Genomic DNA, 14353 nt, shown 5'->3' with positions numbered 1-14353 from the left:
ATCTTCACGAGACGCTCGAACTGGGGAAAGCTGCTCGCGTGTGTTCACGCGACGCTCGTAACGATGCTCCATTGAGCAAAGGCGGTGGCACGGAAGATACGCAGGGTTCGGCGCGAGATCAGATGGCGTTGGACGTTGAACGTGTTGTAGACGGCAGCGTGAGCGGACAGAAAGCGCTGGGTTGACCCCGGGTTCTTGAACCTCAGCCACGCCCGCTCTCGTCGTCGCACGGGCTGGTGTGAATTCTCGGCGCGATTGTTCGAACGGCCACCAGTTACGTGTCGTCGCTGCATGCCGAGCGCGCGAAGTGCTGCCCCATAGGATCTCAGCTTGTCCGTCACGATGGCGTCGGGACTCATTCCCCGCGTTTTCAACAACTTGCGAAGAAGTTTAAGCGCAGCATGCTTATTGCGGCGGCGTTGGACCAGGATGTCCAGCACTTCCCCTTCGGCATCCACAGCGCGCCACAGATACATTGGTCGACCACCAATCGAGACGAACATTTCGTCGAGATGCCACCGTCCGACCGGTTTCGGGCGTCCAGCCTTGAGCCGCTTCGCGTAAGCCGTACCGAACTTCATCACCCAGCGACGGATCGTTTCGTAGCTGACGTCCAGGCCGCGTTCGGCCAACAAATCTTCGACGTCCCTGAGACTGAGCTGGAAACGAAGATAGAGCCACACCGCGTGCTGAATCACGCTCGGCGGGAATTGGTGACGGGCGTACGAGACAGGCTGCATCCCCGCAGGCTACCGCGGCGGTGGCGCAGGCCAACGTTCCCGTGACAGTGCCTTCCCCGGCGAGAACTGGGAGTTCGACGGCAAGATCATCACCGTCCGCATCCCGATGACCTGGAAACGGCGTGGCGGCCGCAAGGTGATCGTCGCCCCGGACGGCGGCGATGCCTGGGCGCCGGCGAAGCCACGGCCGGACGACACCCTGATTCGCGCGCTGGCGCGGGCGCACCGCTGGAAGGGGATGCTGGAAGAGCGCAGGTATCGATCGGCCGGCGAACTGGCCGAGGCCGAGGGCGTCACCCGCAGCTTCGTCAACCGCCTGCTCCGCCTGACGCTGATGGCCCCCGACATCATCGAGGCCATCCTCGACGGGCGACAGCCGAAGGGCATGCAGTTGGAGGACCTTACACGGGTGGTGCTGACCACCTGGGACGAGCAGAAACAACGAGTCCTTGAGCGATAGCCGGCGCGAAGGGTCATCAGCGTCGATCGGGCCCCGCTCTTCGGTTCTCGCGAAAGCGGAAGCCGACGACGATCGACGGGCCGCTCGCAACCGGACCCCGTCAGCATCAATCGTGGGGGGATCGGCGAAGGGGGCAAGGGGGCGGCGGCGCGCCTGCGCGTGTTCCTCGCCGGGCGCCGCTGCGCAACAGGCCCAGCCGAGCAGGGAGGGTGTCGAGCGCGGCTGAACAGGCCACCGTGCTGACGCCGCCGAGGACGACCTCAAAGTCGACGGCGCCGAACAGGGCGTTGCCGTCGATGTCGATCTGCAGCTGGTCGGTCGCGGCAAGGAAGCGGATGTTGGTCGCTCCCACCGTGAACGTTCCACCGATCGCAGGTCACCTGCCGTCGTGGCCAGCCTGACGTTGTTTACCTCGAACGCCTCCTTGAGCGCGGCGCTGAAGTCGAGCCGGTTGCCCACCGCCGCGACGAGGCTGTCGGCGGTGTCGCCGCCCTTCAGTTCAGATGAACAGGTCGGCGCTCCCGCCGGCCAGCCGGTATGCGGCGCGGTTGCCGACGAGGACGTTGGCGAGCGTGTTGCCGGTCAGGTTGATCGCCCCCGCGCCGGTCAACATTAGGTTTTCCAGCACGCCCAGTGCGGCGAGCGTGAAGCCGACCGCTGCCTCCGCCAGGTCCGTCGCCGGCGATCGGCATTGGCTTTGAACGGCACGGCTACGCGTCCATCGGTCAGAAAAGGGACCCTTCCCTACGCCGGCCAGCTCCCGACGGCAACTCCGCCGATCCGTGCAACAACCTACCGACGTAACCCCAATGAGGCCATTGTCATGCGACAAGATCCGCCTTAAGAAATGTCCAGGGGGCAAAAAGGGGGGGATCAACCATTGCCTAGCCGCGCGGACTATTATCCTGGCTCGACCAAAAGAAAGGGTCGGTTGACCGGTGTGCCTGCTCGTCTCCCCAGGTGGCCGAGCGAGACCGCGGCAGTCGCTGGGGTAGTCGATGCTGTTGACGACCGGGGGATATTCGGTTGGATACTCGATGTTGAAGATCAAAACAGTGTAGTAAAGTTTGATATTATTTGTTGTGGAAATATTTTGTCTGTCGGAAGCACTGGCATATCAAGGATAGATGTAAGTACTTATTTAGGGTGCGGTGAAAATTCTGGATTTTTTGTCGCTTGGCATGAGTTTGATTTGCAAATTCTGTCAGAGCTGGCCCACCACAGGCCGGACGCCGTGGTTGAAATCTACGTTCCATCCCGAAACAAGTTCTTGGCGAAGCATACAGTTGGAGATCTTTCGGTCGCCCAAATTATGTGCTTTTTCCCACCTGAGGCTCGCCCGGACGTCCAGCGGAAAGTGGGCCTCATCGAGGCGAATGCGGCCGAGACTACTGACTCCTTTTACACAATAGGGTTACCCGCCGGGGCCCTGATTGTACAGTCGAAGCGCGTTTGCTTCGTGACAACGGAGTTTCACGGACTATTCAAGAATGGAGGTATCGGCACTGCCAATACCGGGTTGGCGATTGAATTTGCTGAAGCCGGATGGGAGGTGACCGTCCTATTCATTGACTGCGACGATAATGGACCGCGAATCCGGTCGGAGCCGTTCGTTGATGTGGCGGCTAGGTATAGATCTATGGGGATCACACTCGACTATCTTCCTAGATATTCTGAGATATTTGAGCAGTTCCGTGACATCCGGCGGGTTTCCTATGCGATTTATAAATATGTTCGCGATAAGAATTACGGCGTGATTTATTTTAACGAATGCGGCGGGCAAGGCTTTTACACGGTCATGGCCGCAAAAGCGGGCGTCATGGCGGGCAATCCGAAAACCCTCGTCGTCACGCATGGCCCGAACGATTGGACCCATGAACTTAACTCCCAGCAATGGGCGCATTCGCAACTGGTCGTTCTCTCCTACATGGAGAAAAAATGCGTCGAGTATGCCGACTTCGTGGTCAGCCCCAGCGAGTATCTCCTTCACTGGATGAAGGCGCACGACTGGATATTGCCGAAGTCCCTCTACGTCGAGCAGAATATCGTGAGCGTGGCGGGACGACAGGCCGTCCTCCCCAACGCCGCTTCGTCCGGGCGATCGATTTCGGAAATCGTATTCTTCGGGCGCCAAGAGGTCCGAAAGGGCGTCGTGCTGTTTTGCGATGCGCTCGACCGGGCGATCGCTTCGGGAGTCAGTCTGGCGGGCGTGACGATCACGTTCCTGGGCAAGATCTGGAAGATCGGCGCGATGAACTCCGCCGCCTATATCTTGTCGAGAAGTACAAAATGGGGCACTAAAGTCCGCTTCCTCGCCGGTCTCGGCCAGATCGAGGCTAACGCGTATCTCGGCGGGGCCGGCCGTCTCGCCGTCATTCCCTCGCTCGCCGAGAACTCACCGTGCGTGGTGGCGGAATGTCTCCAATTGAGCATTCCCTTCATCGCCACCAGCACCGGCGGCACAGGCGAACTCGTCGCCGAGGAGGATCGGTCGCGCTGTCTCGTGCCACCGCAATCCGCGGCGCTGGCCGAGCGAATTGCGGCCTGTCTGAAAGACGGGCAGCAGCCTTCGCGGATGGCGATCGAGCAGCCACTTACGCGCCAGCGCTGGCGCGATTTCATGAAATTGTCGGAGGAAGCTCCGGCGAGGCTCGAAAAGGCCGAAGCGGGCTCCGCCCCGGGAGCGGCCGAGTCGGCCGATATCGAGTCCGACGGCGCGCCGAAGCCGCGTGTCTCCATCTGCCTCGTGCATTACGAAAGGCCGCACTTTCTCCAGCAAGCCTTCGAGTCGATCCTTGCCCAGACGTACCCGAACATCGAGCTCGTCGTCATCGACGACGGCAGCCAGCAGCCAAGGACGCTCGAGTATCTCCGCGAGATCGAAAAAGGAGAATGGGGCATACCGGTGAAAGTGGTGCGGCAGCACAACAAATATCTGGGTGCCGCAAGGAACACTGGCGTCCGCAACGCCTCTGGCGAGTATCTTCTGTTTGTCGACGACGACAACCTGCTGATGCCGCACGCCGTCAGCGATTTCATTCGTGCAGCGCAACGCTTCGGAGCCGACATCGTCACCGGGGTGCCCTACTCCTTTCATCACCGGCACAGGCCCGACCCCGAATTTGACGGCGAGATCCGAACCTTGCCCCTGGGCGGCTGCGCCGAGGTCGGGTTTTTTGAGAATTGCTACGGCGACGCGAACGCGCTCGTGAGTCGACGCGCGCACGAGATCGTCGGCGGCTTCCACGAGGTCCACGGCCAAGCGGTCGAGGATTGGGAATTCTTCGCCAAGGCGACGCTGAAGGGACTGAAGGTCGAGGTGCTGCCGAAGCCGACCTTCTGGTACCGGGTGCTGGAGAGCGGCATGTTCGTCAAGTCCGACCCGGTCGCCAACGCCAGACGCATCGCCAACGTCTATCTCGGCTACCCGATCCGCAACGTCGCGCGCATGCTCGAGCTGTCCTGGGAGATCGATCGAGAGCAGCGCTTCCGAATGCTTCAGATAGCCGCCCAGGAGGGCGAAACGCACGAAACGCTTGTCAGGCTCTCCGACGTCGACCCCGAATCCAAGGACGCCAAACAACTGCTGCTGCAATACATGGTCGAACAGCGGCGCGTGCAGGAGGCGCTCGACTTCGCGCTGCACAATGATGTCGCGCTGGTCGAAGACGTGACGGTGGCGGCGCGAGAGCAGATGGCGCGGGACGCGCGCGACGAACTCGACCGCTATCATGCGATCGTCAAAACCCGGCTCGACATCACCGATCATGTGCGGGGACGCGCCGAGGCACTTTTTGGGGTCGAGGGCCGTATCATCGACGCCGGTGGCGTCCTCGCCTTCACCGCTTCGTTCGACGCCGCGGTGGTCCGGGTCGAGAAAGTCTGCCCCAGCGGGGCCGAGGTCATCACCGCCAAATGCGCGGCGTCGGGTCAGTTCATGGGTTACGAAGCCTGCCTCGTCGTGTGCTCCTCCGGCGTCTCCGTCGATCTCGATGCGGGCGATCTCAGCGCGCACCCCGGGGTTTACGCCTCCGGCTGGACGGAAATGACGCCAAGCGGCGAGGTGAGTTTCCGTACGCCGATCGGTCGAGGGAGAGCGGACGAGCCGCACGACATTTTCCTTATCGCGCGCGGCCGGTCGGAAGCTTCTGGCGTTTGCGAGCTTGCTTGGCGTCAGTTCGAAGTCGAGATCGCGCATGTCGGGGCGAGCCAGAAAAGCGTGATCCGGCCGCGTTTCGCGCCGCGCCGGCTGTCGGAGCGGATCATCGCCGAAAAAGGCCAGCCGCTCACCCGAAGCGGCGTCGCGCCCGCAGACCTGAAATGGTTTGTACCTGGCTATCCGACTACCCTGCACCCTATTCACGAGGCTTTGGCGGCGATCCGCGTCCCACGCATCCTCCCCACTGGCGCACTCGGCGCGAGGGTCACCGTGTCGGTGGCCAACGAGAAGGCGCACCCGATCCTGTTCGGAGTGTGGATGCACCCGAATTCGCAACTGATCGCGGATGAGACGCAGCTTAGCGAGGCCGAGTTTTTCAGCGGTTGGCTGAAAGTAGTCGAGAAGAATGTGCACAAGTCGGTGCAGGTGGAGGCGCCCCAACCGCTTGTGGAACCTTACGACATTTATATAGGCTCCCGCGTCGTCGGGCAGCCGAACGTGTGGTTCTGCCATGCGCTGGTGCATGACGTGTCGGTGTTGGTGGAGACGAATTGATGCACCACGGACCTAAACCATCGTCGACAGGGTTGACCAAGTGTATTTCTAGCCGTTTATTAGTGCTTCGACTTTTATAGAAGGTCGCTGCGTGATTAACGTGTCGCGGACGATAACTGGAAAGGGAAAGAAGAGATTATGGCAATACATTTTGCGAGCGGGCGCGGAGCATATTTCCCTGCGCCGAAAGTTGCATGCACATCGATAAAAGAGGCAATATACGAGCTTGAGTACGGCCGCCCATTTACTGATGAATTTGTAAATGGAGTTTGCGTTAACCACGTTCATCTTATTTATGGAACACATCCGTTTGCCCGCGCATTCATGGATGTCGATCCTAAGGCCACGAAAGTTGCTTTAGTGAGAGATCCCATTAAGCGAATACTGTCCGCTTATCGCAATCGAGTGGTTGATCTTAAGGACTTAAGCAAGGATACGTTGGGCGTTGACGTTATTGAAAAGTCAAATCTATTGCCGGATCCTGATGCCGACTTCTTTTTCACTCATCTTAAGGAATACATGAGTATATCAAACAGCATAGATCATCATTTTTGTAATGTCAGCGCGTTTCTTGGAGAAGATTTGACTTACTTTGATAAAGTGTTCAGGTTTGAAGAGTTTTCCGAGTTTAAAGCGTTTTTTTCCAGGCTTGCAGAGCGTGATGTGCGATTCCCGCATTCAAAGAAAAGTCAATTTTATGTCGAATTTGACTCGCTGTCTCCGAGAGCGAGGGATTCCATCAGAGAGCATGTACACGCAGAATATCGTTATCTTAAGGGTTATTATAATAATGATCATTAAGTAGGCCGCTTAGCAATAGAGGAAACAGTTGGTTTGATCATAATGCTGAATGTTGTAGCCTAAGGCAGGCTAACATTTTCGTGTTGCAAGACGAATAGGACATCTCGTACAAGGCGCCGTCTTGGGTACCAGACCATATTGCTGGATAGAAGCAACGAAACCGGTCAGTTCGAGAAACGAGGATTAAAATTATGGCTGACATTCCATATTTGAGCGCTCGTGTTCGTGAAGCGGAAGCATTACTTCGGACAGCAATTAAAGAACTAGTAACAGCAACAAACAATCCTTATATTCCGTTCGCACCCAGCATAGAACAGGAATTGCTAGACGAGTGTAGGGTGCTCCGCTCACGATACACGCTACTTGAGTTTATGCCGAAAAATGCAGTTTGTGCAGAAGTGGGAACCCGGTTTGGGCATTTTGCAAAAGAGATACGCAAGAAAACTTCGCCCGCAAAATTTCACATTATTGATATTGATCTACAGCTTTTCGAGCGGGAGGAATTTGACGGCGATATCCAAGGTGGACGTGTCCATTTACATGAAGGAGACTCATCTACAATTTTAAATTCATTTACGGAAAATTATTTTGATTGGATTTATATTGATGCGCAACATTCATACGAAGGATTTGTGAAGGATCTGAACGCCAGCGTGAAAAAATTGAAACCTGATGGCTTCATTGTTTGCAACGATTATACCGTATATTCTGCGCCTGAAGTTTACCACTACGGCGTTCTGAGGGGAGTAAATGAATTTTGCACAACGCACCGGTGGAAAATGAGCTTTTTGCGCTAAACCCGCAAGGATACCACGACGTCTGTATTCAGAAAGCCGACATGTCGCCACGCCACGGGTCAAACGTCGGTAGCGACTGTTTCGGATTTCCTTCAGAAGCGGTAAACCGACAATCAGAGTAATGATCAACGCGGATAGACTTCCAAGGATTTTCCCCTGGCTTAGCGTGTGCGCCATCGTAGTGACGCTGTTCGAGGTCGGGCATGCTTGCGGTGCAAGCGAGCACACGGGCGGCGCCGCAGGCCCGTCCGCCAACCGGACCTTCCCCTCCATCTTCATGGCGTGGTCGGACGGCTCGGATTCGGACGGCCCAGATAATGACCATTCTTCCCTTGCCAGGATGGCGCGGCATGATCTGCTGATCCTCAGTCCACAGCAGATGGGCCTCGGCCGCATTGACCGCGGCGAGGCGCTGGCCCCTGCGGCCGTCGATCGAGCGCTCGCCAAGCGTCGCGAGCTCGCGCGCCTCAACCCGAACGCCGTCGTTCTCGCGGAAGTCCGGTATTACGACGCTTGGCAAGACTATCTCCCGCCCGATTCTCCACTTTGGCGCCGCGACAAATCCGGGGAGCCGGTCATATCGGGCGGGCTGATCTACGGCGCGCGCCAAGTCTATCTGCTCGATTTCTCCAAGCCAGAACTTCGGGACAGCGTAGCCGCGCAATGCAAAGCCTATGTCGAAACGGGGGTTTTCGATGGCTGCATGTTCGACTGGTGGAACGGCGCCTATTCCGACACCCCCGGCGCCGAAGGAACAGACCGGTTGAAGATGATCCAGATGGTGCGCGCGGCGGTCGGCGACAAGGCGCTGCTGATCGGCAACGTCAACGGGTCGCTGCCGAAGATGACAGCGTCCTATCTCAACGGCGTCTATATGGAAGGTTTCGGGTCCAAGGGGTTCGCGGACTGGCGACAAGCGGTCGCCAACCTCGTTTGGCTGGAGGCGCATCTGCGCGCTCCCGCCGTCACCGCACTCGAGGGCTGGTACGATTGCGGCGATTGCTCGGGTGACCCGGCGACGATCGAGGCACGCGGGCGCGGTCATCTGGCGCTCATGCGCGAAGTGACGACACTGTCCCTGACCAATTCGGACGGCTACGTCCTGTTTGGAGATCCCGACGCGCTGCCGACGCTCGACCACCTACACAGTTGGTATTCTTTCTGGGACAAGACACTGGGTCGACCGGTGGGGCCCAAGGGCGTTCGCTCTCAGGACGGCTCCTATCGCCGCGCCTTCGGAAACGGCTGCGTCGTCTTCAACCCGCCCGACAACCGACCCGTGACCATAACCTTCCCCGTTCCTCATCGCAGCCAAGCCAGCGGGATCGTCGCCTCGTCCTTCTCGGTCGACGGAGGTGACGGCGACATCTTCCTGCTCAATGAGTCTCGTGGCGGTGGAGGGCCGCTCGCTCCCGACTCCGACGCGTGTCCTTAACCCGATCGGTATGCATGCAGCCGTTCTTCGGCCCCGTCTGCATCGTCACCCCCGACCTGATCGGCCCGATCGCCAATGGCGGTATCGGCACCTCGTGCACCGCGCTCGCCGAGTTTCTCGCCGACGGCGGCTTCGATGTCTCACTGCTGCTCACCCTGCCGGAGAGCGAGCAGCGCCCTGACACCGGGTGGCGGCTGCGCTATGAACGGCGCGGCATCGCGATCCACGTCCTGTCGCAGCAATCGACGCCCGACGGCAAGACGCTCGCCTACGAGCCCAATCATCCGCACCTGATCCGATCTCTGCACGCCTATGAATGGCTGGCGGCACGGACGTTCCGGATCATCTTCTTCATGGACTGGCAAGGCGCAGGGTTCCACAGTTTGTCGGCGAAGGCGCTGGGGCTCGCGTTTCGCGACACCTGGCTTGTCGTCCACGTGCACTCTCCGACGGTCTGGCACAGCCTCTACTCGCACGAGCCGTTCACCCAGCCGGATCAGCTGCTGACGTCGTTCCTGGAGCGGCGGAGCGTCGAGTTGGCGGACTTCGTGCTGTCGCCGACGCACTACATGCTCGATTGGATGACGGGCTTCGGCTGGAACGTCGCGCGCCAGCGGGTCGTGCTGCCCAACCTCGTTCCGCAGGGACCAGTGGGACAGCAGCAGGGGGTGCGTGGATCCGGCATGGTGCGAAACGTCGTCTTCTTCGGCCGGCTCGAACGACGCAAGGGGCTGGAGCTGTTCTGCGATGCGATCGACAGGATAGAAGCGTCCGGCGGGCAGCTACCCGCGGTGGTGTTCCTCGGCAAGTTCGGGAAGGTCGGCGGCAGCCATTCTGGAGTGTATATCCTGAACCGCGCCGCGGGCTGGCGCACCCCGATCCGGCTGCTGTGCGGGCTCGACCAGCCCGGCGCCCTTGCTTGGCTGATCGAGAATGACGCTTTGGCCGTGATCCCTTCGGCGATGGACAACGCCCCCTATACGATCGCCGAATGCATTTCGTTCGGCGTGCCGTTCATCGCGCGTGCGACGGGCGGCGTGCCGGAGATGATCGCGAGCGAGGATCATGAACGCTGTCTGGTGGGAGACAATCCGGCCGAGCTGACGCAGAAGATCCTCGATGCGGTTGCACGCCCGGCGGTTTGTCCGCGACTGGCGCCCTGGATGCAAGAGCCGCCCGCGCGGTGGAACACATTTCTTGCGTCGCTGCTCCGCCAGACTCCGCCGCGGCCGGCACCCGACGATGGCAATCTGACGCCGCTGGTCTCCGTCTGCATCGTTCACAAGGACCGGCCGAAGCTGCTGTCACAGGCGATCCGATCGGTGCAGCTGCAGTCGTATCGGCCGATCGAGGTGATCCTCGTCGACGATGGCAGTGTCGGGGCGGAGGCGATCGCGCTGCTGGAGTTGCTGGAGAGGGATTTCCGCCGGCTTGGCTGGCGGATTGTCCGGCAGGCGAACCGTTACCTCGGTGCGGCGCGCAATGTGGCCGCCCGCGAGGCGCGCGGCGACTGGATCCTGTTTCTCGATGACGACAACGTCTGCAAGCCGGATCAAGTGCGGACGCTGGTTGGCTGCGCCCAGACTTCGGGTGCCGATGTATTGACATCCCCCATGGACGTATTCGAAGGAGACGACGAACCCGGCCCGGACACTCGCATCGTGGAACGATTCCTTCCTGTCGGCGGTGCGCTCGCTTACGGACTGTTCCGGAACGGGTATGGCGACGCGTGTGCGCTCTACAAGCGTTCGACATTCGAGGCGCTTGGCGGCTTCAGTGAAGATTATGGACTAGGTTGCGAGGATTACGAGTTTTTCGCTCGCGCGGCTTTGTCGGGCGCGAAGGTGATGGCTGCCCCAGGCGCCCTATTCTGGTACCGCCGACAGAAGAATTCGATGTTGAGAGCGACGTCGGAAATCGCAAATGGGTTGCGGGCTTTGCGCCCGTATATCTCGTCGACCAACGCTGATCTACGTGAGGTGGCCCTAACCGCACACGGTGTGCTTGCTGCATCGAACATGGTGTCTGCAACCCAGCCGTTGCTGCTGGCGCTGAAGAAGGCAAAGGAGAGCTTGTTTTCATGTGAATTCCAAGCCGGGTTCTGGCGTTCTTGGGCCATGGCGATTCTCAGCGACGTCGTAGCTGATCTGGACGGAGATGATGAACCTAGCTCCGCTAAGTGCATCCAAAGGATGGCGCTACTATGTATTTGTTGCGCCCATCGTGAGGCCGCGTCGGAACTTATAGAATGCTCTGTGGGTCCAAGAAATTGCAGCAATAAATTTAATGATACTGCCAACGCTATTTTATTACTAGCTGATGGCCACGCGTTCCGTCTAGATATGTTGCCTGACTCGATTACCCTGCGAGCATTTATCGCAGCTAGCTGGTATATAAAGATGAATCAATCTGCTCTCGACACGATAGCGGGCATAATTGCAAAGGACAGTGCAAGCTTACCTGCGTTGTTCATTCCTGAAATCGTCGATGCAATCAAGGCACGGGCATATGTCGACGCGGCCGACATGTCGATCGCTATTATGAAGGCTTGTGAGTGGCAGTATACTGGCGCACATATAGATATAGAGCAGGCGATTTGTAATGGTTATTTCAAGGGAGGCGTAGAGCATTATATCAAGCATGGGCACTCTGAAAGGCGCCATTGGGCTATCGCAGATGCAGTATTTTCTTTGTTTCCACGTTTTCCAGATCCGACTTCATACTTTCTTACATGTAGAAGCATGCGCGATCCGACGCCTCATATTGCATAAGCGACCTTTGGTGCCCGTCACGTGGGCAGGGTGTAACCACCCTGCGGGCAACGTTGCCGCCGCCACCACTCGTGTCCGCTATAATTCTGACGCGAAGTCTTCTTCATTGTGCATCCATGCTGCGACGCCTGAAAGCGACCGCCGGAGAGGCGTCGAAATCACCGGCGCCAACCGCCGTTCTCCGCCACCGCCGATGTCCGCTTGTGTTAAGGGTTATCGGATGCCTGCCGTACACCGATGGTGGGACGGGCGAGCGGCAGGCGTCCGATAAGCCTCAGGGGAGGAAACCGCGGGGGCGGCAGCGGTGCTGGTCGGTGGGGCCGGATCTATGGGGAATTGGCCGTCGCGGGGTGGCTGCGTGGGAGGCGGTGGAGCGGCCGCCGGCGGCTGTCTGCGGCCGGGCGGAGCACGACGGCCACGAATGTGGGCGGGCTGCGGCGATCGGCGGCCTGCCGATCGGGTGAATTTCGCCGCGGCTGCCGCCGGTCCGGGCGTGTCGCCGCGTCGCCGGGCGCGGACCGGCGGTCGGATCGGGCATCGGTGCGGTCGGTCGGTCGTTGCGGCGGTCTCATGAGCTGTCGATCCCGATGACCGACGCCGCGGCCGCCGTTCGGGATGCGGGGACGCCGCCGCGCCGGAAGGTTTCGACGACGATCATCACCCCGCCGCAGCAGGGACAGCGGTGCGCTTTCGGCGGGGCGGCGTCGGCGGAGCTGGCCGCGGCATCGCCGCTTCCGTCGGCGGGCACCGTCCGATCATCCGGCGCCTCCGGCTTCGCCGCCAGCAGCACCCGGGCGTGGTCGACGGCGGTGCGACGTTGGCCGTTGGCCAAGAACCCGTAGTGGCGGATGCGGTGGAAGCCGAACGGCAGGACGTGGAGGAGGAAGCGGCGGATGAACTCGGCCACCGGGAGCGTCATCGTCTTCCAGCGAGCGTGCCCGTCGGCGCGGTAATCCTTCCAGCGAAAGCGGACGCCTTCGTCGTCGCAGGCGACCAGCCGGCGGTTGGAGATGGCGACGCGGTGGGTGTAGCGCGAAAGATAGGTGAGCACCGCGTCCGGCCCGGCGAACGGCCGCTTGGCATAGACGAACCACTTCGTCTTTTTCAGCGGGGCGAGGACGGCCGCGAAGGCGCGGGCACAGGCGAGCGCCGTGAGGCGGCCGAAGAAGGCGAGGCGGCCGGCCCGGTGCGCCTCGGCCAGCGCCGCCAGCATCGTATCTGCTCACCCCCCTGGCTATAAAGCTGCGGGCGTGGTCTGGAAGGTGCCGGCGAGGAGTTGGGCGATGGCTTGCCGGGCGGTTTGGCCGTGGAGCCCTGCGGTGCTGGTGGCGGATCGGTATCCGGCGTGGATGTGTGCGCCCCATTCGGAGCGAAAGCCGCCGGTGACCTTGCGGAACACGACGGACGGACGGATTTCTCGCTCGCAGGCGTTGTTGGTGGCTGGCACGTCTGGGTCTTCGAGGAAGACGAAGAACGTCATCCGCCACGCCTTGACTGCGGTTTGCAGCTCGCGGCCGGCGGGATGCGCCGCGGGTGTGGCCACGAGCGCATCGAGGCGGCGTTCGGCGCGGTCGTGATAGGTGGCGAGGGTCGCCGGCCGCAGGGCATCTCGCCGTCGGCCGATGCGGATCGCCCAGCGCAGCAGATCGCGCAGCCGGGGCGCGAAGACGGTATCGCCGCAGTCGATGGCATACTGGACGTCACGCAGGAGGTGGGCGAGACAGACCTGATGCGCGGGCGCCAGATCCTGCTGGCCGGCGTAGCGGTCGGACACCCAGACCGCCGGCCGGTGCTCGCCCAGCACCTCTTCGGCGACCGCTTTCGCCCGGCGGGGTGCGATCTGGTGCAGCACCGCCTTGGTGGTGACGAACACCCAATGCCAGTGGGTGGCGCCGTCGATGCGGGCGGTGGTCTCGTCCGAGGCGATCACCCGGGCGGCCAGCAGCCTTTCGCTTGATCGCGGCGCACGCCGCCGTCATCGCTGTTTCAGCGCGGCGGAAGGCGTTGGCGATGGCACCCTCGGAGATCACCAGCCCGAACAGCTCCGCCATCATCCGCGCCAGCCGCTCGAAACCGACATGATGGCTGTGGTGCAGATACAAAAGCAGCGCCTGGATTGACGCCCAAAAGGGTGTTCCCAGCGGCATGCCGTCCGGCGGGGCGGCGCGGAAACGGCGGCCGCAGGCAGCACAGCGCCCGCCGAACAGCTCAACACGGGTCACCACCGGTGCGATTGGCGGGATGTCGATGTGATCGTAGCGATGGCGGCAGATCTGCCTCTGGCCCGAAACGTCGGCGGCACAATGCGGACACGTGGTGGCCAGCCGCTTGATCGTCTCGTCCGGCACCTCGCTCAGCGACCGCGCCGAGCCCGGACGCGAGGGCCGCAGCTTGCGCCGCTCGCCATGCTTCTTGTCCCCGCTTCCGCCCGGCTTGCGGTCCTGCGACGGCGGCGTGTGGCTGTTCCGTGACGTCTTCTTCGGTCGCGCCAGCAGCGCCTCGAGTTCCGTAATCCGCGCCGCCTGACGTTCGATCAGCGCTGCCTGCTCGGAAAGCAGCGCGTCCTTCTCATCGTCGCTCAAGCGGTATCGGAACGGCAGAGTCATCCATACCTTGACTCACATCCAGCCCGACC

At 60.7% G+C, this 14353-nt stretch carries 9 protein-coding genes and 1 pseudogene; 6 read left to right on the top strand and 4 right to left on the bottom strand.

Annotated elements, in window-relative coordinates:
• Positions 1 to 44: 44 nt before the first annotated feature.
• Complete coding sequence (locus tag IPK66_15825) at positions 45 to 740, bottom strand: IS6 family transposase (GenBank protein ID MBK8176664.1); 696 nt, start codon at positions 738 to 740, stop codon at positions 45 to 47.
• Between the two features lie 106 nt (positions 741 to 846).
• Between IPK66_15825 and IPK66_15820 the strand changes: the two genes are divergently transcribed.
• Positions 847 to 1200: a hypothetical protein gene (locus tag IPK66_15820; protein MBK8176663.1), complete on the top strand. Its 354-nt coding sequence runs from the start codon at positions 847 to 849 to the stop codon at positions 1198 to 1200.
• Positions 1201 to 1306: 106 nt separating this feature from the next.
• Here the strand turns inward: IPK66_15820 and IPK66_15815 are convergent, their stop codons facing one another.
• Positions 1307 to 1552, bottom strand: coding sequence for a hypothetical protein (locus tag IPK66_15815; GenBank protein MBK8176662.1), 246 nt, complete (start codon positions 1550 to 1552; stop codon positions 1307 to 1309).
• Between the two features lie 579 nt (positions 1553 to 2131).
• On the opposite strand from IPK66_15815, the gene IPK66_15810 reads away from it, so the two are divergent.
• The 5 genes from IPK66_15810 to IPK66_15790 all read left to right on the top strand — a co-directional run bounded on the left by IPK66_15810 (position 2132) and on the right by IPK66_15790 (position 11718).
• A complete protein-coding gene (locus tag IPK66_15810) occupies positions 2132 to 5914 on the top strand; it encodes a glycosyltransferase (protein MBK8176661.1) in 3783 nt (1260 codons plus the stop codon).
• A 138-nt stretch (positions 5915 to 6052) separates the two neighbouring features.
• Complete coding sequence (locus IPK66_15805) at positions 6053 to 6715, top strand: sulfotransferase family 2 domain-containing protein (protein ID MBK8176660.1); 663 nt, start codon at positions 6053 to 6055, stop codon at positions 6713 to 6715.
• A 191-nt stretch (positions 6716 to 6906) separates the two neighbouring features.
• Positions 6907 to 7512 carry a class I SAM-dependent methyltransferase gene (locus IPK66_15800; protein MBK8176659.1) on the top strand — a complete coding sequence of 202 codons (606 nt, stop codon included), beginning with the start codon at positions 6907 to 6909 and terminating at the stop codon, positions 7510 to 7512.
• A gap of 181 nt (positions 7513 to 7693) precedes the next feature.
• A complete protein-coding gene (locus IPK66_15795; GenBank protein ID MBK8176658.1) occupies positions 7694 to 8947 on the top strand; it encodes a hypothetical protein in 1254 nt (417 codons plus the stop codon).
• A gap of 14 nt (positions 8948 to 8961) precedes the next feature.
• Entirely contained in the window at positions 8962 to 11718 is a 2757-nt protein-coding gene (locus IPK66_15790) for a glycosyltransferase (protein ID MBK8176657.1), read from the top strand.
• 568 nt (positions 11719 to 12286) lie between these two features.
• On the opposite strand, the gene IPK66_15785 is transcribed toward IPK66_15790, so the two are convergent.
• Both IPK66_15785 and IPK66_15780 read right to left on the bottom strand, forming a co-directional pair.
• Entirely contained in the window at positions 12287 to 12931 is a 645-nt protein-coding gene (locus IPK66_15785) for a transposase (GenBank protein MBK8176656.1), read from the bottom strand.
• 21 nt (positions 12932 to 12952) lie between these two features.
• Positions 12953 to 14324: pseudogene (locus IPK66_15780) on the bottom strand (IS66 family transposase).
• Between the last annotated feature and the right edge of the window lie 29 nt (positions 14325 to 14353).

This window comes from Rhodospirillales bacterium (assembly GCA_016712595.1).
In the GTDB taxonomy this organism is placed as follows: domain Bacteria; phylum Pseudomonadota; class Alphaproteobacteria; order Rhodospirillales; family Defluviicoccaceae; genus Defluviicoccus.
This window is presented reverse-complemented; position numbering and strand designations above follow the sequence as displayed.

Coding starts and splice junctions, on each gene's coding strand:
- IPK66_15825 (MBK8176664.1), bottom strand. CDS start 740: ATGCAGCCTGTCTCGTACGCCCGTCACCAATTCCCGCCGAGCGTGATT.
- IPK66_15820 (MBK8176663.1), top strand. CDS start 847: ATGACCTGGAAACGGCGTGGCGGCCGCAAGGTGATCGTCGCCCCGGAC.
- IPK66_15805 (MBK8176660.1), top strand. CDS start 6,053: ATGGCAATACATTTTGCGAGCGGGCGCGGAGCATATTTCCCTGCGCCG.
- IPK66_15800 (MBK8176659.1), top strand. CDS start 6,907: ATGGCTGACATTCCATATTTGAGCGCTCGTGTTCGTGAAGCGGAAGCA.
- IPK66_15790 (MBK8176657.1), top strand. CDS start 8,962: ATGCAGCCGTTCTTCGGCCCCGTCTGCATCGTCACCCCCGACCTGATC.
- IPK66_15785 (MBK8176656.1), bottom strand. CDS start 12,931: ATGCTGGCGGCGCTGGCCGAGGCGCACCGGGCCGGCCGCCTCGCCTTC.